At 64.5% G+C, this 24874-nt stretch carries 21 protein-coding genes; 8 read left to right on the top strand and 13 right to left on the bottom strand.

Annotation, left to right across the window (positions count from 1 at the left end):
- Positions 1 to 8: 8 nt before the first annotated feature.
- Positions 9 to 647: a glutathione S-transferase family protein gene (locus BMW87_RS27440; RefSeq protein WP_093080281.1), complete on the top strand. Its 639-nt coding sequence runs from the start codon at positions 9 to 11 to the stop codon at positions 645 to 647.
- Positions 648 to 796: 149 nt separating this feature from the next.
- Here BMW87_RS27440 and BMW87_RS27435 read toward each other — a convergent pair whose 3' ends face one another.
- On the bottom strand, positions 797 to 1975 hold the full coding sequence (locus tag BMW87_RS27435) for an acetyl-CoA C-acetyltransferase (RefSeq protein WP_093052636.1): 1179 nt from the start codon (positions 1973 to 1975) through the stop codon (positions 797 to 799).
- 49 nt (positions 1976 to 2024) lie between these two features.
- On the bottom strand, positions 2025 to 3788 hold the full coding sequence (phaC, locus tag BMW87_RS27430) for a class I poly(R)-hydroxyalkanoic acid synthase (protein ID WP_093053196.1): 1764 nt from the start codon (positions 3786 to 3788) through the stop codon (positions 2025 to 2027).
- Positions 3789 to 3901: 113 nt separating this feature from the next.
- On the opposite strand from phaC, the gene BMW87_RS27425 reads away from it, so the two are divergent.
- Positions 3902 to 4225 carry a hypothetical protein gene (locus tag BMW87_RS27425; protein WP_093080278.1) on the top strand — a complete coding sequence of 108 codons (324 nt, stop codon included), beginning with the start codon at positions 3902 to 3904 and terminating at the stop codon, positions 4223 to 4225.
- Here BMW87_RS27425 and pgeF read toward each other — a convergent pair.
- Genes pgeF through BMW87_RS27410 form a run of 3 tightly spaced genes read right to left on the bottom strand, consistent with a single transcriptional unit; the run spans position 4157 to position 6509 of the window.
- Complete coding sequence (gene pgeF / locus BMW87_RS27420) at positions 4157 to 4915, bottom strand: peptidoglycan editing factor PgeF (protein ID WP_093080275.1); 759 nt, start codon at positions 4913 to 4915, stop codon at positions 4157 to 4159. The two genes, BMW87_RS27425 and pgeF, sit on opposite strands and share 69 nt — an antisense overlap.
- Positions 4916 to 4920: 5 nt before the next feature.
- Positions 4921 to 5559, bottom strand: a complete 639-nt coding sequence (maiA, locus tag BMW87_RS27415; RefSeq protein ID WP_093080273.1) for a maleylacetoacetate isomerase — start codon at positions 5557 to 5559, stop codon at positions 4921 to 4923.
- Between the two features lie 23 nt (positions 5560 to 5582).
- Complete coding sequence (locus tag BMW87_RS27410; RefSeq protein ID WP_093052649.1) at positions 5583 to 6509, bottom strand: tetratricopeptide repeat protein; 927 nt, start codon at positions 6507 to 6509, stop codon at positions 5583 to 5585.
- A gap of 127 nt (positions 6510 to 6636) precedes the next feature.
- On the opposite strand from BMW87_RS27410, the gene BMW87_RS27405 reads away from it, so the two are divergent.
- From BMW87_RS27405 to BMW87_RS27390, 4 genes are all read left to right on the top strand, one after another.
- The gene (locus BMW87_RS27405) at positions 6637 to 7338 is read left to right on the top strand and encodes a fumarylacetoacetate hydrolase family protein (protein ID WP_093080270.1); all 702 of its coding nucleotides are present in this window, start codon (positions 6637 to 6639) and stop codon (positions 7336 to 7338) included.
- Positions 7339 to 7355: 17 nt separating this feature from the next.
- Positions 7356 to 7907 carry an NUDIX hydrolase gene (locus BMW87_RS27400; protein ID WP_093052657.1) on the top strand — a complete coding sequence of 184 codons (552 nt, stop codon included), beginning with the start codon at positions 7356 to 7358 and terminating at the stop codon, positions 7905 to 7907.
- A 17-nt stretch (positions 7908 to 7924) separates the two neighbouring features.
- Complete coding sequence (locus BMW87_RS27395; protein WP_093052660.1) at positions 7925 to 8407, top strand: CreA family protein; 483 nt, start codon at positions 7925 to 7927, stop codon at positions 8405 to 8407.
- 143 nt (positions 8408 to 8550) lie between these two features.
- Positions 8551 to 9063, top strand: a complete 513-nt coding sequence (locus BMW87_RS27390) for a murein hydrolase activator EnvC family protein (RefSeq protein ID WP_093080268.1) — start codon at positions 8551 to 8553, stop codon at positions 9061 to 9063.
- A gap of 88 nt (positions 9064 to 9151) precedes the next feature.
- Here the strand turns inward: BMW87_RS27390 and BMW87_RS27385 are convergent, their stop codons facing one another.
- The 3 genes from BMW87_RS27385 to BMW87_RS27375 all read right to left on the bottom strand — a co-directional run bounded on the left by BMW87_RS27385 (position 9152) and on the right by BMW87_RS27375 (position 13134).
- Positions 9152 to 11059: a hypothetical protein gene (locus BMW87_RS27385; protein ID WP_093080265.1), complete on the bottom strand. Its 1908-nt coding sequence runs from the start codon at positions 11057 to 11059 to the stop codon at positions 9152 to 9154.
- Between the two features lie 120 nt (positions 11060 to 11179).
- Complete coding sequence (locus BMW87_RS27380) at positions 11180 to 12808, bottom strand: phospholipase D family protein (protein WP_093080263.1); 1629 nt, start codon at positions 12806 to 12808, stop codon at positions 11180 to 11182.
- A 95-nt stretch (positions 12809 to 12903) separates the two neighbouring features.
- A complete protein-coding gene (locus tag BMW87_RS27375; protein WP_093080462.1) occupies positions 12904 to 13134 on the bottom strand; it encodes a hypothetical protein in 231 nt (76 codons plus the stop codon).
- Between the two features lie 170 nt (positions 13135 to 13304).
- Between BMW87_RS27375 and alkB the strand changes: the two genes are divergently transcribed.
- Together alkB and BMW87_RS27365 are read left to right on the top strand one after the other, a co-directional pair.
- Positions 13305 to 13997: a DNA oxidative demethylase AlkB gene (alkB, locus tag BMW87_RS27370; protein ID WP_093080260.1), complete on the top strand. Its 693-nt coding sequence runs from the start codon at positions 13305 to 13307 to the stop codon at positions 13995 to 13997.
- 5 nt (positions 13998 to 14002) lie between these two features.
- The gene (locus tag BMW87_RS27365; protein ID WP_093080258.1) at positions 14003 to 15835 is read left to right on the top strand and encodes an ABC transporter ATP-binding protein; all 1833 of its coding nucleotides are present in this window, start codon (positions 14003 to 14005) and stop codon (positions 15833 to 15835) included.
- 45 nt (positions 15836 to 15880) lie between these two features.
- On the opposite strand, the gene BMW87_RS27360 is transcribed toward BMW87_RS27365, so the two are convergent.
- The 5 genes from BMW87_RS27360 to BMW87_RS27340 all read right to left on the bottom strand — a co-directional run bounded on the left by BMW87_RS27360 (position 15881) and on the right by BMW87_RS27340 (position 24788).
- Positions 15881 to 16693 carry a hypothetical protein gene (locus BMW87_RS27360; RefSeq protein WP_093080255.1) on the bottom strand — a complete coding sequence of 271 codons (813 nt, stop codon included), beginning with the start codon at positions 16691 to 16693 and terminating at the stop codon, positions 15881 to 15883.
- Positions 16694 to 16734: 41 nt separating this feature from the next.
- Entirely contained in the window at positions 16735 to 18438 is a 1704-nt protein-coding gene (locus BMW87_RS27355) for a ShlB/FhaC/HecB family hemolysin secretion/activation protein (RefSeq protein WP_093080459.1), read from the bottom strand.
- Positions 18439 to 18514: 76 nt separating this feature from the next.
- On the bottom strand, positions 18515 to 19234 hold the full coding sequence (locus BMW87_RS27350; protein WP_256216935.1) for a hypothetical protein: 720 nt from the start codon (positions 19232 to 19234) through the stop codon (positions 18515 to 18517).
- A gap of 73 nt (positions 19235 to 19307) precedes the next feature.
- On the bottom strand, positions 19308 to 20090 hold the full coding sequence (locus BMW87_RS27345; protein WP_093080253.1) for a hypothetical protein: 783 nt from the start codon (positions 20088 to 20090) through the stop codon (positions 19308 to 19310).
- 9 nt (positions 20091 to 20099) lie between these two features.
- On the bottom strand, positions 20100 to 24788 hold the full coding sequence (locus BMW87_RS27340; RefSeq protein WP_218149782.1) for a DUF637 domain-containing protein: 4689 nt from the start codon (positions 24786 to 24788) through the stop codon (positions 20100 to 20102).
- Positions 24789 to 24874: the final 86 nt, after the last annotated feature.

Here is a 24874-nt window from a genome sequence, read left to right as displayed (position 1 = left end):
GACGGACGATGATCATTCTCTACGACTGCGCTACCGCACCCAGCCCGCGGCGCGCGCGCATCCTGCTTGCCGAGAAGGGCATTGCCCATGAGACCGTGCAGGTAGACCTCGCCCGTGGTGAGCAAATGGGCGATGCCTACCGCGCGATCAACCCGCAATGCACCGTGCCGGCACTACGCACCGATGACGATGACGGTCTGCTGCTGACCGATAACGCCGCCATCGCTGCCTGGCTGGAGGCCCGTTACCCGCAGCCGCCGCTGATGGGCAGCACGCCAAAGGAAAAAGCCGAGATCGCCAGCTGGAACTGGCGCATCGAATTCGAAGGCCTGCTGGCCATTGCCGAGACGCTGCGCAACGGCTCGCCGGCCATGGCCGATCGGGCGCTGCCCGGGCCGGTGAACTACGCCCAGATTCCCGAACTGGCGCAGCGCGGATTGGCACGGGTGCATCAGTTCTTCGAGACGCTGAATGAGCGGCTGGCCGGTCGCGACTTCATCGCCGCCGACCAGTTCAGCATTGCCGACATCACCGCCGTGGTGGCGGTGGACTTCGCCCGCGTGGTGCGGGTCAAGCCCGGGGAACAGCACCCCGAGTTGCTGCGCTGGCGCGCGGCGATGGCGCAGCGGCCGTCGATGTCGCGCTGAGCGACGGGCCGTGGGGCCCGTCGGCAGAGAAGGTGTGAAGAAACCGTCGCGAGCGCCCTGAGGTCGCGTCGAGGACCGGAGCCGTACCCAGGTACGGTGAGGACCGCAGATGCGAGATCGGGGTGCGCAGCAGGTTTATTCGCGCCTTCTCAGCGCTCGATGGTCAGCGCAACGCCCATGCCGCCGCCGATGCACAGCGAGGCAATGCCCTTCTTGGCGTTCTGGCGCTGCATTTCGTGCAGCAGCGTCACCAGGATGCGACAGCCCGACGCGCCGATCGGGTGGCCGATGGCGATGGCGCCGCCGTTGACGTTCACCTTGTTCACGTCCCAGCCCATTTCGCGGTTCACGGCACAGGCCTGTGCTGCGAAGGCTTCGTTGATCTCGAGCAGGTCGAGGTCGGCGGCCTTCCAGCCGGCGCGCTGCAGCGCCTTGGTCGATGCGGGCACCGGGCCCATGCCCATGATGGCGGGGTCGAGGCCGGCGGTGGCGTAGCTGGCGATGCGGCCCAGCGGCTTCAGGCCGAGGGCGGCGGCCTTCTTGGCCGTCATCACCATCACGGCTGCTGCGCCGTCGTTCAGGCCCGAGGCATTGCCCGCCGTCACGCCGCCAGCCTTGTCGAAGGCGGGGCGCAGGCCGGCCAGGCCTTCGGCGCTGGTCTTGCGGTTGATGAACTCGTCCTGGTTGAAGACGATGGGGTCGCCCTTCTTCTGCGGAATGCTCACGCCGACGATCTCGTCCTTGAACTTGCCAGCGTCCTGCGCGGCGGCGGCCTTGGTCTGGCTGCCGAGTGCCAGTTCGTCTTGTGCGGCACGGTCGATGCCGAACTTCTTGGCCACGTTCTCGGCGGTGATGCCCATGTGGTACTGGTTGTAGACGTCCCACAGGCCGTCCACGATCATGGTGTCGACCAGCTTCCAGTCGCCCATGCGCTGGCCGTTGCGCGAGTTGGGCAGCACGTGCGGCGCGGCGCTCATGTTTTCCTGGCCGCCGGCAATGACGATTTCGCTGTCGCCCGTGGCAACGGCCTGCGCCGCCAGCATCACTGCCTTCAGGCCCGAGCCGCACACGGCGTTGATGGTGAGCGCCGGGGTTTCCTTGGCGCCGCCGCTCTTGAGCCATGCCTGGCGCGCGGGGTTCTGGCCCGCGCCGGCCGCGAGCACCTGGCCCATGATGGCCTCGCCGACCTGCTCGGCCGTGAGGTTGGCGCGTGCAATCACTTCCTTGATCACGATCGCACCCAGCTCCGTGGCCGAGATGCCGGCGAGCGAGCCGCCGAACTTGCCGACCGCCGTGCGTGCTGCCGAAACGATGACGATGTCTTCCATGAGGTTCTCCGTTGAAGTGATTTGAAATCGAGGTGTAGCGAAGCGAAGGTCAGGCGCGAGCCTTGACGTAGCGTCCCGGCGCCGGTTCGATGGCTTTGTAAGCCTTGCCGTTGCCGTACGCCTTGGGCGCGGGGACCTGTTTGCCCGCGTGCCCCTTGAGCCATTGTGCCCAGTCGGTCCACCAGCTGCCGGGATGCTCCTGCGCGCCGACAAGCCATTCGGCCTGCGTCTTCGGGAACTTGCCGTCGTCGCGGATCCAATGGCTGCGCTTGTTCTTGACCGGCGGGTTGATCACGCCGGCGATGTGGCCCGACGCGCCCATGACGAAGCGCTTCTTGCCCGGCAGCAGTTGCGTGGAGGCATACGCGCCGCCAATGGGCACGATGTGGTCCTCGCGCGAGCCGTAGATGTAGGCCGGAATGTCGATGTTGCCCAGGTCGATCTTCTCGCCACATACGGTGAGTGCATTCGGCTTGGCGAGCTTGTTCTCGTGGTACGTGTTGCGCAGGTACCAGGCGTAGAACGGACCCGGCAGGTTGGTGGCGTCGCTGTTCCAGTACAGCAGGTCGAAGGGGGGCGGCGTCTCGCCCTTGAGGTAGTTGCCGACCACGTAGTTCCACACAAGATCGTTGGGCCGCAGGAAGCTGAAGGTCGAGGCCAGGTCGCCGCCCGGAAGCAGGCCACCCTTGCCGAGCTGCATTTCGCGGTACGCCACCATCGTCTCGTCCACGAAGATGTCGAGGATGCCGGTGTCGCTGAAGTCGAGGAAGGTGGTCAGCAGCGTGACCGACGCGGCCGGCTTCTCGCCGCGCGCCGCAAGCACCGCGAGCGCGGTGCTCAGGATGGTGCCGCCCACGCAGAAGCCGAGCGTGTTGATCTGCTTGCTGCCGCTGATCTCCTGCACCGTGTGGATCGCCTTGATGGCGGCGTTCTCGATGTAGTCGTCCCAGGTGGCCTTGTCCATCGATTCATCAGGGTTGCGCCAGCTCACCACGAACACGCGATGGCCCTGGTCGTTCGCATAGCGGATCAGCGAGTTCTCGGGCTGCAGGTCGAGGATGTAGAACTTGTTGATGCACGGCGGCACCAGCAGGAACGGCCGCTCGTACACCTTGGGCGTGAGCGGCTTGTATTCGAGCAGCTGGAAGAACTCGTTCTCGAACACCACGGCGCCTTCGGTGGTGGCCACGTTGCGCCCAACTTCGAAGGCGCTCTCGTCGGTCATGCTGAGGTGGCCCTGCTTCACGTCGTGCAGCAGGTTCTGGATGCCCTTTGCAATGCTCTCGCCCTGCGTGTCGATGGCCTTCTTCTGCGCTTCGGCATTGAAGGCCAGCGAGTTGCTGGGCGCCGAGGCGGCCATCCATTGCTCGACTGCGAAGCGCATGCGCGCCTTGGTCTTTTCGTCGGCGTCGATGGCCTCTGCCATGCCGAGCATGGTGCGGCCGTTGAGCAGGTAGACGGCCGCCGAGAAGGCCGACAGCGGGTTGTTGCCCCAGGCATCGCCGGCAAAGCGCTTGTCGCCTTCAGGCTTGGCGGCGAAGCCCTGGCGCCAGAGTTCTGTGGCTTCCGCCAGGTACTGCTGCTGGATGGACTGGAGTTTTTCGGGGTCGATGGAGAACTTGGGCAGCTCGGGCATCTTTGCGCCCTGCGGCAATTGCCATAGCGGCGTCCCGCCGACGTTGAAGGCCGAAGCCCCCGGTACGGTGCCCTGTGCGACGGACTGCTGGAACGACTCCAGCGCCTTGCTCCATCCCTCTGAAAGTGCCTGCTGAAAGGGCGCGAACGCATCGGCCCCCGTGGCTTGTTGCTTCATCATGTCTCCTGGTCCTCGCCTGAAACGATACGGATGGCTTGCGTGTTTTGAGTATCCTGCATTCACAAGGCACTCACAACGCCGCCCCCTTTGCTTACCAACTGAAACTTCTCGTGTTTATCCATCTGATCGTCATCGGTTGGTTGTATGTCGCCGTGATGATGGCGGTGGCCGAAGCCACCAACACCAACGGCACGGTGCTGGGCGCCATCTTCACATTTCTTTTGTACGGATTGGCGCCGGTGGCACTGGTGGTTTACCTGATGGGCACGCCTGCGCGGCGCCGCGCGATCAAACAGCGCGAGGTCGAAGCGCAGGAAGCCGCCCGGCGTGCCGCGGCCGAAGAGGCCGCATCGCAAGGCGCGGGCTCAGACCTTCCAGACCAGGGCAGCGAAGCGGCCGCTGACGCCGTCGCGCCGGTGCGAAAAGAACCGTGACGGGTTGCCGACGGTGCACCAGCCGTCGCTGCCGTCGTTGCCGTGAACGGCTTCGATGCCCACCGCGCGCAGCCGCTGGCGTGCCAATGCGGGCAGGTCGGCCAGCCATTTGCCGGTCGCCGGCGCAGGCCTGAAGCAGGATGCCGCTTCGGGCGCATGCGCTTCAAAGACTGCCTTGACCTCCGGGCCGACCTCGAACGCCTTGGGGCCGATGCAGGGGCCCAGCCAGGCAATGACCCGGGCCGCGCCATCCACCTTGAAAGCCTTGGCGGTCTGTTCGAGCACCCCGCCCGCAAGCCCGCGCCACCCGGCGTGCGCAGCCGCCACGCGGCGGCCTTCTTCATCGGTGAAGAGCACGGGTAGGCAGTCGGCCACCATGATCGTGCAGGCCAGACCGGCCGCCGTAGCCGTGCAGGCATCGGCAGCAGTACCGTCGCGTACCACGTCCTGTGCGGCATCGAGTGCGACGACGCCAGTGCCGTGCACCTGCTGCAGGAATACGGGGCGCGCGCCGATGGCCATGCGCAAACGGTTCCGGTTCTCTGCCACGAGCGCGAGTTCATCGCCCACGTGATCACCGAGATTCAGGCTCTCATAGCGCCCCCGCGAAACCCCGCCGTCACGCGTGGTGCACACGGCCCGCACGTTCGGCGGCGCAGGCCAGTCGGGCACGAGCCAGCGCTCGTTCATGAGGCTCAGGCCTCCGCGTCGGGCGCCTGCGAGGGCTGCGCGCGCTGGAAGGCGTCGAGCTCCATGCAGGCCTCGAAGGCGGCCATGGTGCGCGGCAGGCCGCTGAAGTCGCAGTCGAAGCGGCGGCCGTTGAAGATCTGCGGGACCAGGCAGCAGTCGGCCATGGTGGGCGTGTTGCCCCAGCAGTAGATGCCGGCGGGGTACTGCGCAAGCTGGCGTTCGAAGGCCAGCATGCCGTCGCGCACCCAGTGGCGGTACCAGGCGTTCTTGGCCTCGTCGTCGAGCTTCAGGTCTTTCACCAGGTACTTGAGCACGCGCAGGTTGTTGAGCGGGTGGATCTCGCAGGCGATCGACTGCGACAGTGCGCGCACGTGGGCGCGGCCCACCGGGTCGCTCGGCAGCAGCGCCGGCTCGGGGTGCACTTCGTCGAGGTATTCCATGATGGCCATCGATTGCGAGAAGCGCTCGCCCTCGTCTTCGAGCAGCGGCACCAGCCTGTCGGCCGAGATGGCGGAATAAGGACCGGTGCGATGGTCGCCGCGCGCGATGTGCACGGGAACGTAATCGAAATCGAGGCCCTTCAGGTTGAGGGCGATGCGCACGCGGAACGAGGCGGAGGAGCGGAAATAGTTATGCAGCTTCATGATTTCTCAAGCATAGCGCTCCCTCAGGAGCGGGGCGTGGCCGCAAGCACGCAGCGGAAGTCGTGCAGCGTGGCCTTGGGTGATGTGGTGGAGATGGCGTTGCGCCATTCGTCGAGGATGCGGCGCGCGGCCGCCTCCTCGCGCGCGGCGATGCCGATGCGCCATGGCCCCAGCGTGCCCGGCTCCTCGCCGGCCGCGTGGTTGTGCTGGCCCTCGCCGAAGGGGCGGCCTTCGGAGCAGGCGCGGCAGAGCATCTGCATGCTGGTGGTCCAGTTCTCGGCGCTGGCGCCGGCGGCCTCGAAGCGCTGGACGAGCGCGTCGATGTCTTCCCTGGTCGCGTCCTCGACGGTGGCCTCGTAGGTCGAATAGTCCGACGGCGCAATCAGTTCGAGCGCGTCGAACACCGGCACCTCGCGGTCGCCGCGCAGGCGGTAGCCGTTGGCCGCGCCGTCGTGCAGCACGAGGTCGCCGTAGCGGTGGCCGCAGTCCGGCGTGGGCACGTTGCGCAGGATGGCGCGAGCCGGATCGATGCGGTCGGCCCACACCACTTCGCTGGCCTCGTCGCCGTGCACGCGAATGGGCGTGAGTCCGATGAAAAGATCGACCGGGCCTTCGCCGTCCGCCACCTCGATGCCGTACTGCCGCCAGGCGCTGCGCGCCGTCGCCCAGTCGCCCAACGCCGTGGCGGCGATGCCCAGGTTCCATATCGCGCCTTCGTTGCGCGGCTCGCATTGCACGGCCCGGGCGTTGGCCTGCAGCGAGGCGGCCCAGTCGCCGCGGTACTTGTGGATGAGGCCGGCGTTGTACCAGGGGGCCGACCAGTACGGATGCACGGCGCTGGCCTGGGCATAGGCTTGCAGCGCGCCGTCCTGGTCGCCCTCCTCGTCGCGCTGGCGGCCGAGTTCGTTGAGGGCGTTGGCTTTGCCGGCTTTGCCGATTCGGATGGGCATGGTCGAAATGAACGGATGCGGGAAGGCACGGGGGAGATAAGACAAGACAGGCGCCTATTGTGAGCCTCCCGCCTCTGGCACACTGCCGGTCTCCCGCTTAGGTTTCGCTGAAAAAGGACACGTCGAAATGGCTTCCGAGTTTGTCTTCGCCCCGCCCGCCACCGTTTCGGTGTCGGTGGCCGGCCAGCCCGCCCGCTTTCCGGTGCACCGCATCTACTGCGTGGGCCGCAACTACGAAGATCACGCCAAGGAAATGGGCTTCACCGGCCGCGAGCCGCCCTTCTTCTTCATGAAGCCGGCCGATGCGCTGGTGGCGGTCGATGCGGGCCAGACCGGCACCATGGCCTACCCCACGCTCACGAAGAACCTGCACCACGAGATCGAACTCGTGGTTGCCATCGGCACCGGCGGCAAGAACATTGCGGCCGCCGATGCGCACAAGCACATCTACGGCTACGCGGTCGGCCTCGACATGACGCGCCGCGACCTGCAGAACGACATGAAGAAACAGGGCCGCCCCTGGGACATCGGCAAGAGCTTCGAGCAGAGCGCGCCCATCGGGCCGATCGTGCCCGTGGCGCAGGCCGGCGACGCCGAAAAGGCCGAGATCTCGCTGCAGGTGAACGGCACCGACCGCCAGCGCAGCAACGTGAGCAAGCTGATCTGGAACGTAGCCGAAACCATCGAGCACCTGTCAGCCGCGTGGGAGCTGCAGCCCGGCGACCTGATCTTCACGGGCACGCCCGAAGGCGTGGCCGCCGTGGTGGCAGGCGACACGCTCGTGGGCGAAGTCGCGGGCCTGCCGACGTTGACCGTCAAGGTCGTCTGAAGACGGCGGCCGGTTTCATGCTCCTGCGCGTACCCATCAAGCACTGCAAGAACTGTGGCACCGCGGTGGTCTACCGCGTGCCGGACGACGGCGACACCAAGCAGCGCGCCGTCTGCCCGGCCTGCCACACCATCCACTACGAGAACCCGTTGAACGTGGTCGGCACCATTCCGGTCCTGGGCGACAAGGTGTTGCTGTGCAAGCGCAACATCGAGCCGCGCTGGGGCAAGTGGACGCTGCCGGCCGGCTTCATGGAACTCGAGGAAACCACCGCCCAGGGCGCGGCTCGCGAGACCGACGAAGAGGCCGGTGCCAACTACGTGATGGAGGGGCTGTTCTCCGTCATCAGCGTGGTGCGCGTGGGCCAGGTGCACCTGTTCTATCGCGCCCGCCTGCTCGACGACAAGTTCGATCCGGGCCACGAGACCATCGAGGCGAAGCTCTTCACCGAAGAAGAAATTCCCTGGGACGAGATCGCCTTTCGCACCGTGCGCGAAACGCTCGAGCACTACTTCGAGGACCGGCGGCGAGGCAGCTTCGACCGCGTCCACACGATCGACATCGTTTGAAAAAACCGCACACACCCATGACGCTTCGCTCCACCCTGCTTCGCGCCGCGCTCGGCTTCGGGTTCATCCTGGCCGCGACGGCACACGCGGAGACGGTGGGCGACGTCGACACCGCATTCAAGCTCATCGGGCCCGACCACAAGATCGTGATCGAGGCCTACGACGACCCCAAGGTCACTGGCGTTACCTGCTATGTCTCGCGCGCCAAGACCGGCGGGCTGGCCGGTGCCTTCGGCGTGGCCGAGGACAAGTCGGAGGCCTCCATTGCCTGCCGCCAGGTCGGCCCCGTGAGCATCACGCAGCCGCTGCCCAAGCGCGAAGAGGTCTACAGCGAACGGCTGTCGGTACTCTTCAAGCGCCTGCGTGTGGTGCGCATGGTCGATGCAAAGCGCAACACGCTGGTCTACCTCACCTACTCCGACCTGCTGATCGACGGTTCGCCCAAGAACAGCGTGACGGCGGTGCCCATCGACCGCGGTACGCCGATCCCGCTGAAATAGCCTCGGCCGGCCTTCAATGGCCACTTCGCGCCGGGTTGCTCTTCGAGCGCCGACGCATGAGTTTGCTAGCATCTGCCGCTTGGCCCGCCCGGCGAGCCAGACCGCAGGAACCCTCCGCAACGAACCCGTTCCAACAGAGCGCCATGCACCTTCAGACTTTTGTTTTACGTACCGGCGCCGCAGCGTTGCTTGCCGCGAGCCTCGCGGCCTGCTCCACGGTCGACCTCAACACCCCGTGGCCGGCCCCGGCGGTCAAGCCGCCACCGGTCCAGCAACGCCCGGCAGCCCTGTTCATCCGCCCCGCGAACGGCGCAACCATCGCCCGCTTCGACGGCGACCGCATCAAGGGCATCGACATCGCCGGCAACCTCGGCGACCCGGTCGTCGCTTCGGCCGATGGCCGCGTGGTGTACGTGGGCGGCGAACTGCCGGCCTACGGCAACATGGTCATCGTGAAACACAACGAGACCTTCCTTACCGCTTACGCGCACGTGCAGACCATCCTCGTGAAGGAAAACGCGGTGGTGCGCCAGGGCGACAAGATCGCCGAAATGGGCCGCAGCAATGCCGACCGCGTGAAGCTGCGCTTCGAGATCCGCAAGAACGGCACGGCCGTCGACCCCGAGCCGTACCTCAGCGGACGGCTGCAGCAGTAGCCTCCGCGCAGCAGCCCGCCTGCTGGCGCCGTGCCCATGAAAAAGCCCCCTCACGGGGGCTTTCGGCTTTGAGGGGTGCCCCGGGGCCTCAGTTCTGGTCGCGAAGCGCCAGTTCGCGCCAGTTGGCGTCGTACGTACTGACGTACATGTTCCTGAAGACGACGGAACCCTGCGCCGGCAGATTGAAAGTCTTCGAAGCCGTACCCGCAGCCGACGGCGCGACGTCGGCCCGGTCCTGCGCACCGGCAGAAGGGCCGGACGCCAGATTCAGGAAGAACTCCGCGGCGAAGCCGGGGTTCAGGTCCGTGGCGCTGACGGCGAAGTCGCTGCCTCCTGCGTAGGACGCGAGGGCTGGCGTGGTCGAGAAGCCCGGGTAAGTTGCGGCTGCCGCCTCCGCCAGCGTCATCGGCCGGCCATGGAAGCGATGCTTGTAGACGATGTCGAAACCACTGAACTTGGCCACCGTCGAGCCGTCGCTTTCGTAGGCCGTGAAGGTGTACTCGGGCGTGGCGGAAATCGCCGCGATCGCGCTGTCGCTCAGGCCGGCGGTCGACAGGCCGCTGCAGTTCGACGTCAGGTAGTAATAGTTGTTGTTGGGGGAGCCCTGGATCGGCCAATCGCCGCCGCCCGAAGGACGCATGTGGCGCAAGCCGCCCGCGGGCAGCCCCGGCCCGGTAACGACAACCGAGGCGACGTTGCCGCTGTTGCCGGTGTTCGTGTCCTGAATCGCGAACTGCAGCGAACTGCTCACGCAACCCGTCGCCTTCTCCTTGGTGGAGTGGATGTGCGGGTTGATGTCCAGCACGCGCCCGTCGCCGCGCAGGCGCCACGTGCCGTCAGTGCCCTTGACAATCTGCATGCCCTGGTTGTTGCTGAAGGCGACGCCGTTCTTGTCCTTGTGCGTGAATTCGACATACGCGCGCGGGCTCGTGTTGTTCGCGTCGATGGTGTAGTTGATCCGCTGGATGACCACGTCCGTGAAGCTCGCGCCCACGAGGCTGGGGTCCGACGCCGCGTCGCCGGCGAACTGCGCCGCGTTCAGGTCGGAGGACCGGAAGCCGTAGGTTCCGGTGGCGGGATTGCTGCCGTCGGTCATGAGGGGCAGCAATTCGGCCGGCGCGGGCAGCCCGTTCGCGAACTTGCCCACGAAGTCCGACAGCACCTTGCGGATCAGCGTGATGTCGTCCGCCGCCGTGCCCATGCCGTCGCCGCTCAGCGGCGTCGTGGAGGTCTCGGCCGCAGCCTTCACTGCCAGGTCGTCGGCAATCTGCTGCTGCGTGACGATGTTGGTGATGGTTGCCACGTTGGTGGCCGGGTCCACGCTCACGCGCAGCACGTCGAGCGCCTTGTCCAACGCGCTCGACAGCGGCGTGAAGGCGGTGCGCAACAGGTCGATGCTGGCATCCACACCCAGCGCCAGCAGCACCGGCAGCAGCTTGGCCTTCAGGCCGTCGGATTCGGCCTTGAGTTCGTCGGCCGTGAGCGAGGCGAACTCGCCGCCGTCGAAATACTGCTCGGCCAGCCGGCCGGCGATATTGGCCACCACGAGGTCGGTCAGCGGCGTGATGTTGATGGTGCCGTTGGCATCCGCGGCGGTCGCGGCCGAATGGATCACCGTGCGCTCGCCGCCCACCGTGCCTTCGGCGCGAAAGACGAAAGGCGCCGTCATGCCGCTCACGTCGATGTTGTAGTTGCCGTCGACCAGTGCCACGGTCTTGGTAACGCCCTTGGCGTCCTTGACGGTGACGGTACCCACCAGAGGCAGGCCGGAGGCTGCGGTGCCCGAAAACGTAACCGGCGTGGATGCGGCCGGCGGATCGCTGGCCGGCGGGTTGCCGCCGCCCGCGGCCGGGAAGCCGGCGAACCCGCCGCCACCGCCGCCCCCACCCCCGCCGCAGGCTGCGAGCGAGATCAGGAGCGCCACTGCGCATGCGGAACGCGTCGTCTTGAAGAAAAGCGGGCTGGAAGCCTCGGCGGTCGCGAAGTTTGTTTTCATGGATGGTTTTTCAGGTGAAAGGGCAAACAAAAGAATCAACTCGTAACACGAGCGTTGCGATTCTTCTGTGCCCCTCCCTTCCTCACCATCCTCTGTTTTGAGGATGCGGGCCGATGCTGGCTAGAGCAGGCTCTCGGGTACCAGCGGCGCCAGCAGTTCCAGCTTCCAGCGCGACCAGAAGTCCGTTTCGGGCTCCTGGTGCAGGATGGTGTCGGCCGCGTCCCCCGAGGCCGGGCTCACCCACTCGATGGCGCCCGTCGGCCCCAGTTGCAGCTGGTAGGCGCCGTCCAGCCGGAGAAAACCGATCAGGCTGGTGAGCTGCTGCGCAATCTGCGGGCTGAAGATGAAGATGCCGACCTCGGTGTTGTGCAGCATCGAGCGCGGGTCGAAGTTCATCGAGCCGATGAACACGATCTTGCGATCGACCACCGCCGACTTGCCATGCAGCCGCCCGCTGGCCGAGCCGTACATGCCGAAGCGTTTGGTCTGCTCCACCCGCTTGGGGCTCAGCTCGTACAGCTCCACGCCCAGGCGCAGCATTTCGGGGCGGTAGCGGCGGTAGCCGATGTGCACCAGCGACTCATCGGTGGCCGCCAGCGAATTGGTGACGATGGTGTAGGGCACGCCGTTGCCGCGCACGAGGCGGATCGTCTCCATGCCGCCGCGGCCCGGAATCAGGTAGGGCGTGGTCTGCATGACCTCGTTCTCGGCGCCGCGCACGTAGCGCCGCACGTTGTAGAGCACGCTGTCCTTCGACTCGTCGGCGGGCAGGCCACGCGCTTCTTCGGTCGGCCCGAGCGCCTTGGCAGGCGGGTCGGCGTATGCCTCGGCGCGGGCCCACACCAGCTTCAGCGCGCCCGCGTCCAGGTCCTTGGCCAGCGGATTGTTGCCCAGCAGGTCGGTGGAGTCGGGCTCTTCGGGGTGCAGCTGGTCGGGGCCGGAGGTCAGCCGGTCGAAGCGCTCGCGCAGCTGCCGCGGGGTTTCGCCGGTGGGCGGCACCAGCGACTCGATGGGGTACACATAAGGGCTGTTCCAGTACATGTCGAACAGCGACGACAGCTTGGGCACCACGGCGCCGGCCACCAGCGTGTCGATGTCGATGAAGTTCGAGCCCCCGTCGCGCAGGAAGTACTCGTTGGCCATGTTGCGCCCGCCCATCACGCCAATGGTGTTGTCCACCACGTAGAGCTTGTTGTGCATGCGGCGGTGCACGCGGTCGAAGTCGAGGATCGACCAGGCCCAGCGCGTGCCGAAGCGGTCGCGCCCCGCGGGGAACGGGTTGAAGAGCCGCACCTCGACGTTCGGATGCGAGGCGAAGCTGGCGAAGAGCGGGTCGGCGCCGGCGGTGTAAAGGTCGTCCACCAGCAGCCGCACGCGCACGCCGCGGTCGGCCGCGTCGCGCAGGGCGCGCAGCAGGTAGCGGCCGGTCTCGTCGTTCTGCACGAGGTAGTACTGCACGTCGATGGAGCGCTGCGCGCGACGCGCAAGCTCGATGCGCGCGTGCAGCGAGAACTGCGGCATCGGCAGCAGCCTGAACCCGCTCAGCGGCTCGCCGGGCGGAGAAGCCGCCTTCACAAGGCGGCCGAGCGTGGTATCCGAGCCGTCATTGATTGCGACGGAGGGTTTGCGCTGCACGTCGACGGGCAGTCCGGCGCAGCCGGCCATGCACAGCGCGACGATGCCGAGCAGCAGCCACGACAGCCACCGGGCGCGCGGTCTGTCAGCAGCCCGACAAGGAGAGTTCGGCATTGGAACGACGAGGCGTGGGTTGGAGCGTGGATCGAAAGGCTCGCGGTTTCTACCACGCGCCTGCCGACCTTGCTGTGCCGCCGCACGCGTTCAGTTCAATGCTCGCGCGCCGGCCCCCATTGCCTGACGAAATGGTCCGCCCGCAGCGTTGCCCGCTCGATCGCCGCGTCCCATGTCAGCTGCTGGGTAATCACCAGGGCGCAGCGCGGAATGCCGCGCAGACTCAACTCGCAAATGCCGGCATAGGTGCCGCTCGGCGTGCGCATGAGTTCGAACCAACCCGTCCAGCCTTCTGGAACGCTGAGGGGAAGTCGAGCGCTGTCCATGATGAGCACACCGTATTCCTTTTATTGCGCAGTTTCAAGAATTGAAACCCTAAGCACTACTTATGACTGGGGAGCCGAGGCTAAGTGCAACACCGCCAAACGACATCACCCGAACATGGGAGCTCCGGCGAATTGGGGCCGAGGCGGCTTTTCGGCAAAGATCGAGGGGCATGAACTCAACGACGAGCTCCCGAAACTCCCGTAGCGGCGGATCCCCCACCCTTTCACTGTTCGACGACCCGCCGCGCGAGGCGCTTGAACGGCTCGGCCCCGGCGCCTTCGTGCTGCCCGGTTTCGCCCTGCCCTTCGCCGACGCGCTCCTGCCGGCCATCGAAACGCTGGCGGAACGCGCGCCCTTCCGCCACCTCGTCACACCGGGCGGCTTCACCATGTCCGTCGCGCTGACCAACTGCGGTGCGCTCGGCTGGACCAGCGACCGGCGCGGCTACCGCTACAGCGCCACCGACCCCGATAGCGGCAAGCCCTGGCCCGCCATGCCCGAGCCGTTCACGCGACTGGCGCGCGAGGCAGCCTCGACGGCCGGCTTCGACGGCTTCGCACCCGATGCCTGCCTGATCAACCGTTACGCGCCGGGCGCGCGGCTGTCGCTGCACCAGGACAAGGACGAGCACGACTACGGCGCGCCCATCGTCTCGGTGTCGCTCGGCATGCCCGCCGTCTTTCTGTTCGGCGGGCATGCGCGCAGCGACAAGACGGTGCGCGTACCGCTGGTGCACGGCGACGTCGTGGCCTGGGGTGGCGAAGACCGGCTGCGCTACCACGGCGTGCTGCCCCTGAAAGACGAGCCGCACCCATTGCTGGGCGCGACGCGCATCAACCTCACATTCCGCAAGGCGGGCTGACACGCATGCAGGCCAGCGACAAGACGAACAAGAAGACCGGCCCCGGCAACGCCATCCGCGAGCTCTATGCCGCCCTGTGGCACTTTGCGGAAGGCGCGCGCGGACAGCTGCTGGCGGCCACTGCGCTGCTTGCAGCTTCGCAGCTGATCCGCCTCACGCTGCCGTACCTCGCGGGGCAGGCCATCAACGCACTGCAGCGCGGCGAGCTGAACACAGCCGGCCACTGGATCGCGGCACTGGTCGGGGTGGCCGTTGGCGCATGGGTGCTGCACGGCCCGGGCCGCATTCTCGAACGCAACGTCGGCGTGAAGGTGCGCGAGACACTCGCCGACCAGCTGTACGCACGCATCGCAGCCGCACCTCTCGCCTGGCACGATGACCACCACTCCGGCGAGCTGCAACACCGCGTGCATCAAGCCGGCCGCGCGCTGTCGGACTTCGCGCAAAACCAGTTCATCTGGCTCACCAACGCCGTCAACTTCGTCGGCCCGCTGGTCGCGCTGGCGCTGCTGTCGCGCACCAGTGGCGTGACAGCGCTCGCGGGGTATGTGCTGATCGGCCTCGTCATCGTGCGCATCGACCGCGCGCTGATGAAGCTCGCGCGCGCCGAGAACGATGCCGACCGGCGCTATGTGGCTGTGCTGCTCGACTTCCTGGGCAATGCCTCGACCGTGATCGGCCTGCGCCTGCAGGGTGCTTCGCGGCTGCTGTTGCGGCGACGCATGGCCGCGATCTCGCTGCCGCTGAAGCGCACCGTGGTTCTCAACGAAGGCAAGTGGTTCGCCGTCGACCTCATGGGGCTGGCGCTGACCTGGGGGCTGGTGGTCATCTATGTGTGGCAGGCGCGCGCGCCCGGACAGGCCGTGATGCTGGGTGCGGTGTTCATGATTTATCAATACGCGCAGCAGGCCGCCGGCGTCGTGACTTCGGTCGCAGCCAACTTCAGCTTCTTCGCGCGCATGCACACGGACTACAGCAGCGCCGAGCCGATCTGGCAGGCGCCATCGGGAAACGAAGCGATGGCCACGCCGCCCGAGCAGGTGCCCGAGCGAGAGCGGATAGAGGCCGATGCGCCGTGGCGGCAGTTGAGCATCCAGGCGCTGCAATGGCGCTATGCGCCACGCGGCGCTTCGGCCGAAGAAGAACCCGGGGTTGCCGAGCCCGTGCGGAGTGGCCTGCACAACGTGGCGCTGACACTGCGCCGCGGCGAACGCGTCGCCCTCGTCGGCCCGAGCGGAGGCGGCAAGAGCACCCTGCTGCGCGTGCTGGCCGGGCTCTATCCGCCCGACAGCGGCACGCTGCTGCTCGACGGTCAGCCCGTCGATTGGGCACAACTGCGCCGGCTCGCCACGCTGATCCCGCAGGAAACAGAACTGTTCGAAGCCAGCGTGCGCGAGAACCTCGCCTTCGGCCAACCGCGCGACGACACGCTCCTGCAGGCCGCGCTGCACACAAGCACTTTTGACGAAGTGCTGAAGGCGAACCACGGCGACCTCGACACCGCCGTGTCGGAGCGAGGCTTCAATCTTTCAGGCGGGCAGAGACAGCGGCTGTGCCTTGCGCGCGGCGTGCTCGCGGCGCAAGGCAGCTCGCTGCTGCTGCTCGACGAGCCGACCAGTGCGCTTGATGCCAGCACAGAAGCCCGCGTGCTCGGGCGCATTGCCGATGCGTTTCCGGATGCCTGCCTGATCGCGTCGGTCCACCGGCTGAGTTTGCTCGAGCGGTTCGACACTGTGGTGCTGATGGAGGCTGGACGTGCAATTGACCATGGGCCGTGCGAGGAGGTGTTGGCGAGGCAGCCGCTGCTGCGGCGGATGACAACGGCTACCGCCCACTAAACGGAGCACACCTCGAAAACTCGCAGGAGTGCGAAGAAGCGTCCGTCACCACAGCCTTGCTTTGGTTTGCACAAGCGTATCGACACACTGCGCCAAAGCCTTGGCGCGTTCCTCGCGAATGCGCTGCCAATTGTCGGCCCGCCAGGCGGCCCAATCTGCCGGCTCGGAACGATAGGAGCAATTGGCTGGAATTGGCGGAAGGCCGAACCGCAGGCTCGCCAAGGCCAGCCCGGCGCTGAACTGCAGGCGATACAACTCGTCGGTGCCCGACAGATTCTCATAGACCAGTCGCCACACGCCAGGATTGATCGGTGCATCGGCCTCGGCCGGCAACTGCGCCGCAGACTCCATGTCTTCACGCGTCCATCCGCTTTCGCGACGGCCGCGCTCCAATTCAGCCCACGCCCGGGCTGCATACACGCGGGTGGCGACCTCACCGAGCACTTCAGGCAAATCCTTCAAGCCCGGGTTGGTGGCCCATGGTTGGCCCACGAGTTCCGGAACCGGGTCACCGACCAGATCATCCTTGGAGAAGCCCTGCACCGTACCGATCACAGGTCTCCCCACGATGGCCGAGACACCGACGCGAAGCGCCACCTGCGCGGCAACGGCATTGCCCGTGTGATCGCGGCGCACCACTCGCAACGGCTCGAAGTCTTCGGGATAGGACTTGCCACGCAAACGCACCTGCGTTTTGCCCACAGGCACGATGCCATCGGGCGCCGCATAGCTGCTCAGGGCGGGCGCCGAGGCGGCCGCTTCGCCTGGCTGGCTCGCGTTGAGCGGTGGTTGAGTCACGCATGCGGACAACAGGAGCGCAATGCCCAGCCCTGCGAATCGCGTGGCAACAACTTTCACGCGCGCCTCTTCCTTCGTTGCTCTCACTGAAATTCCCCTAGTTAAAAACTTGCGTTCAGATTGAAGCCGAGCGTCACCTTCGCAGTGCGATATCCCTCGGGCTTGCTGATCGGCGCACCGACGAAGAAGTCGTAGCTCAGCTTGCTCCACTGGCCGCGCACGCCGATGACTGCGCCGGCAAGGCTGCGGCCCAGAAGATCAATCGTCGACCGTCCGCCAACATGGCCGTAGTCCATGCCTGCATACAGCTCCGCCCCGCTCTGCCCCATGGCCCACCCGATGTCGTTGCGGATGAGCCAGCCGCGTTCGCCCATCAGGCTCGTCTCGCCATCGAAGCCGCGCACCGTGTAGCGCCCGCCGATAGCGAAGCGGTCTTGCGGCGTCAACGGCGTGCGGTTCCACTGGGCGCGGATCAGGCCGGAGTAGCGCATCTTCTGCTCGCCGAGCTTGAACGGCGCGTTGAGAGTGACATCGGCCGTGTACAGCTTCAGACGCGAAGTGCCCTCACCGAACTCTTCTTCCGGCGCAGCGCGCGAACCGAAGCCACCGGTGCCGCGCTTGTAGGCCAGCGTGCCTTCGAGCGTCGCCTCGCCGATGAACTCCTTGTGGTTCAGGCTGAACTCCCAGCCACCGACCACGCGGTGCTGCACCTCGACCTCGGTGTCGTCCACGAAGTTGCGCGACTCGCGGCGCCAGCCCTTGACCGCCACCGTCGTCTTGCGGCTCTGGTCGCGGTAGAGCAGGCGCGAGAGCTTGACCTCGGCGTTGTTTGACTTGCCGGCGTAGACGTAGTCCTGATTCAGGCCGGCCACGCTCTGGTGGTACTGGCTATTGGAGGCGGTGAAGCCCAGGAGCCAGTAGCCGTAAGGCAGCGAGTAGTGAACGGTCTGGCCTTCGGTGCCCTTGGCCGGGTCGCCGAAGACGCGGTTGTTGATGTTGTGGTTGGCGCTGACGTAGAACAGGTCGTTCAGGCCGAAGGGATTGTCCAGCGACAGGGTGGCGCCGGCCTGGTAGCGGCCTGTGGCTTCGGTGCCGCTGTCGTCGAGGCTCAGTGCAATACGCCACTTCTTGGATTGGACGTACTTGACGACGAGGTCGCTGTCGCCGGGTTTGGCGTTGGGGGCAGTCGAGGGCTCGATCTGGATGTCGGCTTCGGCGGTGGGGGCGCGCTTGAGGTTCTCCAGGCCTTGCTCGATGTCGCGCAGGTTCAGCAGATCGCCGGGGCGTGCGGGAATGGCTGTGGCCAGCAAGGCGGAGTTGCCGAGCAGCGTGGACGAAGAGTCGGGCGTTGTCCGAATGGCTGCAATGCGGCCGGGCACCAGCGAGAGGGTCAGCGTGCCAGCAGAGAGATCCTGCGGCGCAGCGAGAACGCGGGTGGTGACGAAACCGCGTGCGATGACGGCTTGCTGCGCGCGCGCGAGGACCACATTGACACCAGTCGTACCGAGGCAGCGGCCAACTGGCGAATTATTGCCCTCGGGGCCTGACAGATCGGCAACGGCCCATTGGAAGGATTCGGACTGTTCACCAAGCAACAGCACGCGGTCAATGCGGAAGCATGGAGACTCGGTCTCAGGGATGCGTTGCACCGGCGCTGGCGGAGCGGCCTGCGGGCGCTGGTCGACGGTGCGCTCGTTCTGCTCGCGCAGCGCACGCTCGCGCTCTTGTTGGCGCTGCTGTTCGACGAAGGGTTGCGGCGTGGTAGGAGACTGCTGGGCCAAGGCTAGCAGTGGACCGGCCGCCATGACAGCAGCCAACGTGTTGCGCTTCAAATCAAACTCCCTCTCTACTTGACCAAGTTGATGGCCAAGACTCACGTAGTCAACGGACGGTGACCGCGGCCTTGGGCACCGGCGTAGTTTTTTCTCTAATGTTTGCAGCGATCTTTGCTGCCAAAGCATCGACCGCGACGTCGTAGCTCTGCGCAACCTGCTGCGGACGGTCATACAGTTCGTTGAAACTCGACCAGTGATGACGAGGGTCTGCCGGAATGCTGCCCGACGTGCTTCCATCCGCGTCAGCGCCATAGCGAATGTCCTCGCCATAAATCTCATCCCCGCTCGATGGGTGCAAGAGGAAAGCGCTCAGGTTGACGCGCGGGACGTAGTCCAGCGAGAAACGAGCGGAATACATGCCGACCTCGTTGAGATAGATGTGCAAGACGGGATCGTTCGTCGGCAAGCGCGAATAGTCGATGCTGTCCGGCGAGTCCGCAGGTCTCACAACCCCTTCGAGCGCCTGCACGTCATAACCCTGAGCGGTCAGTTCACGCACCAGCGCAGCCGTCAGCTTGGGCCCCATGTCTTTACGCACTGCTTCCATGCGCTTGTCGAAGTCCGAGCTCTTGATGCGGTCGGCCAGTGACTGCCACAAGACGCCGAGCGGGATGCTCTTGTTCTCGGTGTACATCTTGGCGATTGGAGCTACGGGGATCACCATGATGCGTGTCACCGGCTCCGGCTGCGCAGGTGCGACGGGAGATCGGGCACAGCCGACCAACGCGCTGAACGCAAGAAGAGAAGCAAAGAAGCTGATGCGCATAGAGAATTTAATCAAAAGGTAGAGTGCATCCCCAGCAAGCTGCAAGCTTTGCCAGGTAGCTTTCTTAATTAAGTCATTCGTACAGAATGGCTCTTAATTCTTCTTGAAGCCTTTTTGACTCCTCATCATTGAAGCAATCTTTCGCCGCCTGCAATCGAACGATTCCATTTTCGAGAAGAGAGAAATTCAAGCTCTTTGATGCCTTCACACGATTTCTCCGATCCTCGCCGACACGTTCCCAGAAAGCGTCCCCAAGCCACATCGTGCTTCCTATCGCCTCAACATACCCTTGCCTTAGTGACCAGCGACCAGGATTTTTGCTGATATCAATGATCTTCTGCTCCAATGGGGGAGGCAAGTTGTTGGAGATCAGCTTTAGATGAGAGTACGTCCTTTCGGCGGCTTGATATTGCAGCGGATCTGATGCATTTTGCCAAAAATCATATTCCACATCGGAAATCCACGCTTGCACAAACTCTCCAAACCCTAAGAAAGGCTGCACCCAGTCATCCCAAGAAGTTGCTGCAGCACCATTGGTCAATTCCTCGATGAGAACAAAACTATGCTCCATCGAGCTGACGTGGCCGAAGCGAAATGCAAGACTTTCGGTCTTTAGGGTATGACTCCATTTTCCCGTTGATGCTATTTCCGCTTCCACCTGCCGAGAGTCGCTCAGGCCGGAGGCAGTAGTAAAACGATCCGGGATTTTGAGTTCCCTCAATTTGGCCGCAATAATACGGAACACCTCCACATCCTTCACTGTGGCGTCTTGAGCCTCTCGAATCAGCCCTTTCCCCTTAAAGGACTCGACGGAGGCGACATGTCGCAGCTTAAAAATGATGCTTAGCTTTTCCATTTGAAGCCTTTACTGATATTCTTTAATAATGACAGTGACATTGTTTTGCCTGCCATATTGAATCAGGGACTGTGCCGCTGAAGCGCCTCCTGGTTGAACGCGTATATCGAGAACCATATTCGCAGGATTTCCATTAACCGTTGCCCCATTTGAGCCGAGTTCATAGATGTGTTGTTCCATGCGCTCGACCCAAGTTGCCCCTCTTGTGTCTACAGATTTTAAGCTGACCAACGTATTGCCATTTTGAAAATCAACCAACGGAAATTTTCCGTTGTTCAGCTGTCCGATATTGAACCAATCCTTGTACTCGGTTTGTGCGAGATTGGCTTCGATCAAAATACCTCGATCTGTCGGCCGCAAGTTCCAAATATTTTTGGCTTGCGCCAACGCAAGCGTTGCGCCGATAAGTCCATCGTTGGGTGTGATGGTTGGGCCGCCGTAATACGGAATATCTCCTGCGCCGTAGCCTCCACCAATCACGTGACCGGTGGAGTCGAGATTGATCGTCTGGTTGCCGCCGGTATTATTTCCATAGTCGGGAAGTGTTGTTGTATTTCCCGTATTTGATAATCCATAGTTGGGCAAGCCTCCGGCTCCGTACCCCCCTGTTCCGTAATCAGCCGCAGAAGGGGCATTGCCCACGAATGCATCCCATGCGCTGATCACTCCCGTGACAACAGCGCGCGCAACGATTTCGGATTGCGCCACCGTCAGTGCGCCGTCAACGCTAAGGCCAGGATTTGCGGCCTGAAGCTCGGATACCCGCGCGGACATTTGAGCTTGGATAGCCGCGGCGCCCACCGTACCGATACACAAGCGGGGGAACTTGGCGCACGTTGTTCCGACAGCTCTCGCCACCTGTCCGAGTTGATTGTTTTCCACCGCATTGCCGCCGGCCGCAGCAGCGATGTCTGCGCTTGCTTGGTTGCCCCCTACCAGTGCGCCTGCAATACCAGCCATCAGTTGTCCGAACTGAATGGTCTGGGCTGCGAGGTCAGGGTTATCCGTCGGGTTGTAGAACTGCCCCGTCAAGTGACCGACCGTCGCACCGATGGCCCCTGCCGAGCAACCATCACCCGCGCTGCCACCGTATCCCGCGCCTGCTCTGCCTGCCCCCACCAGACAACCCGCGATCGCGTGAGCCACAGCGTTGGAGAAGCCTTGCACATTTCCACCAATCCACTGTGCACTTCCTGACGCCGCAGTGTTCAAGAGGCCGTTGAGCAGGCCGTTCTTGATTGCGTCCTCCACGCTGGTGCCGTTGATCGCCGCACCGACGATTCCCGCGGTTGCACCATTGAGCAGGTTGCGCGCAAGAACCTGTGACCATGTCGCAGTGCCTGCCGCTGCACCAGAAGCATTCCAGCCCTGTATTCCCAGACCGATATTCCATCCTTGCACGGCTCCCGCCGTGGCCATGGCCGCCAGGATGTCCTTGATCGTGCGGCTGGAGCCCAACTCGCGTAATGTGGCACCAATATCCCCGTTGTTATTGATCAAGCTCACCGCCGCGTTGCTGGCCAACGCGGACAGGCCGGCATTGGCCGCCGCTCCGGCTGCTGAGCCTTGCGCCGCGCCGACAAGTTCAGCGCCGTAGCCCCAAGACAACACCGAAGCAACAACCGTCACCACGGCCGCGCCCGTCTGTGTCAAGCCGCCCTGATGCTCGGCCCACTGGCGCTGCGCGACTGGCACGCCTTCCCAATTGATCTTGCCGTCCAGCGAGCGGTCATTGCTCAACTGCTTGACCCATTCGGTCCCCGGCTGATTGCTTCCGATCACCTGCGCAAGGGCTTGCTGCAGGCTTTGCTGCGGCAGATACATCGACGGTTGACCATTCGGGCCCGATACGGGGGTCGCGTTCTGACCGACCTGCACGTTGATCTGTTTGGCGTCGACGCTCAGATTCGGACTGTTGATCTGGGTGTAGTTGGCCGCTTCGACATGTGCACCGGTGTCAGCCGTTCGCTGGTACGCCAAGCTGCGTTGCCCCCGGGACTGGCTGACCTCGGTGGTCGTGTTGACTATGCCGAAGTTGAGATTGCCCTCCGGGGCACTCAACGTCACACCTTGCCCTGCGTTGATCGTCGGAGCAATGAGGTTCAGGTCGCCCGTATTGGCCGTGATGTTGACGTTGCGCCCCTCCAAAGTGGCTGAAGCCAGACTGGTTTGGTCTACACGGTTCGTGACATTGCTGCGGGTGTTCAATCCGCTCGCAAGCGAGTGCGGCATTTGATTGGGCGCTATCGACTGGGTTCGCGTCTGTGAGCCCGTACCGGCGCTGGTCTGATTCAGGCCACTCATCACGGTCACGCTGCCGCCATTCACGTTCAGATCGCCGGCAGCACTCAGGTTGCTCGCGTAGACGTTGACCTGTTCCTTGCCCGTGACGTTAACGTTGCCGCCCGTGCTCTTGATGTTGCTGGCTCGTTCTGTGCTCGCATAGAGGCTGGCTTGATTGGCCCCGGAAGTGGAAAGATTTCCCTTGCCGTCAACGCCCGGCATGGAGGCTCCCGAGAAGGCCGTCGCCACGCCCAGGTTGACCACGGCGCCCAGGCCGCTCATCTTCTTCTCGCGGGTTTGCTCGACGTCGGCCTGTCGGGTATCCACGGAGGAAACGATGTTGACGTTGCGCCCCGCCTTCACGGTAATGTCGCCAGGAGCAGTGATGTCGCTACCGACGATGTTCACGTCGCGCCCACCATCCAGCTTGACGGTGTTTCCGCTGAAGGTGCTGGCCACGGTCGCATCCGTCTGCAGGAGGCCATTCGTGGTGGTGCGTGTGGAGCTCAACCCCGAGCGCCGATTCGAGATTGCCGTGAAGGCAAGAGCCGATGTCTCGCGCCCAGATTCGATCAGGATGTCGTTGCCGGCGTGCACATTCAGTTCGCCGCCCGCGCTGACTGTTGCCGCGCGGGCTGTCACGTCGTGCCGCGCGTCGAGCGACACATCTCCCGCGCCGCTCAGACGAGTGCCAACTTCCGCAGTATTGACCGCAATACCAGAGACATTCTTGCCGATGGCTGTCACGGTCGTTGCGGTCGTGACCGTGCCCAGATTGATGTCGTTGCCGGCAGTGAACGAGGTCTTGCCGGTACCCGCGTTGGAAATGATTGCTCCAACGAGATTGATATCGTTGCCCGCGCTGGCCGTCAGAACTCCGCGAGGGTTGGTCACATAAAGGCCGGCCACGCGGTCGATGATCTGATTGCCCGGAGTCCCGGCGGACGTCGTGGTCCGAACGTTGATGTCGCGTGCCGCTTCGAGTGTCAGCCGGTCGCGGGCATCCATCGTTCCACCGATGTTGTTGATGTCCCCGGCCGCGGTGATCGCGACGGTGCCCCCGCTGATTCGGCCACCCAGGTTGTTGACGGTGTTGGCATCGATGGTCACCGACTTGCGGCCTGCGATGGTGCCGGTGTTCAAGAGATCGTTGCCTTTGCCGGTGATGTTCACGGCGTTGGCAGAGAGCAGCGCCCCCGAACCGTCGATGTCTCCCGGCAGCACCCGCACGTACACCTGCGGCACGAGCACCTGCTGTGTCGTTCCGTCGGGCAAAGTGACGGTCTGCTCGACCAGCCAGACAATATCGCTGGTGAGTTGTGCCATCTGCGCGGCAGTCAGTGCAACTCCTGGACGAAGTCCGTACTCCTTCGCAAAGGTCACGCCCGCATTCATCAGGGCGGTGTACTGATCTTCGTCGTTGTTGAACCCGTCCAGATACCGGTAGCCCGTCAGCTGAGCGACTTGCTCGCGGATGAGTTTCTGTTCATAGAAACCGTCGCCCAGGCGCTTGAGGGTGTTGTTCGGATCAAGCCCGAAGCTGTTGAGCAGATAGTCGCTGCTGAGCCAGTTCCGATAGTTCGCAAACCGTGGGTCGGTCTCGATCAGGTAGTTGCCGCCAGCCTGCGTCCGGAACAGGCTCGCCTGCGGCACGTTCAGGTTTGGCGTGCTGGTGCGCACCACCGTCGGGACGGTCCGGGTACTTCCGGCACTGGTGCCGACAGATGCACCAGCCCCGGAGCCGCCCGTGCCGATGACCGTGCCCACGTTGGCCGCAACCTCCACGATGGTTCCCGAGCCTGAACCGCCGCTTGCACCACTGGCCCCGCCACCGGTCGCATTGCCGGACCCTTTGGTCGCGGTGCCGGCGTTGTAGCCCGTGGTTGCATTGAGATTCGGTTGGTACTTGTAGGCGCCCAGTGCGATGCTACGTGGAGGGACCACCAAAGGAACGTTGACGGCCTGCACCTGCCCCTGGTTGTTCACCACGCTCGCCAGGCCCGACACAGTGACCGAGCCGGTGAGCTGGCTGGACTGGTAGTCGTTAGCGGTGATCGTTCCCCCCGCGAGCACCTGGCTGTCCTGGTTGTATAGCCGACCGTTGACCGTCATGTTTCCGCCCGCGATCAGATGCGCCGGATCGGCGTTGATCGCGGTGTCCGTGACCGTGGTGATGTTGTTGGTCCAGACACCGTAGCCGCCGATGCCTACGAGTTCGCCCGTGTCCTTGCGGTAGACGAAACCGTTGACCGGATCGAGGTTGACTTCGTCGAGCGTGTATTGGGTTGTCCGGCCGATGCCGCTACCGACGAGCGTGACCGGTGCCACGCCGACCAATACGCTCGAGACCGAGGTGGGCGTGCCCAACTGAATATGCACGTCGCGGTTGTTGACCTGCGCCATCGAGATGGACATGTTGCCCAGCGACTGGATGTCTGCGCTCAGATTGTCCAGCGTGCCGCCCTGGCCTGTGGCCTTGCGGTTCGCGTCGAGCGCGCCAC

Origin of the sequence: Variovorax sp. OV084 (assembly GCF_900111625.1) — a bacterium.
In the GTDB taxonomy this organism is placed as follows: domain Bacteria; phylum Pseudomonadota; class Gammaproteobacteria; order Burkholderiales; family Burkholderiaceae_C; genus Variovorax.
This window is presented reverse-complemented; position numbering and strand designations above follow the sequence as displayed.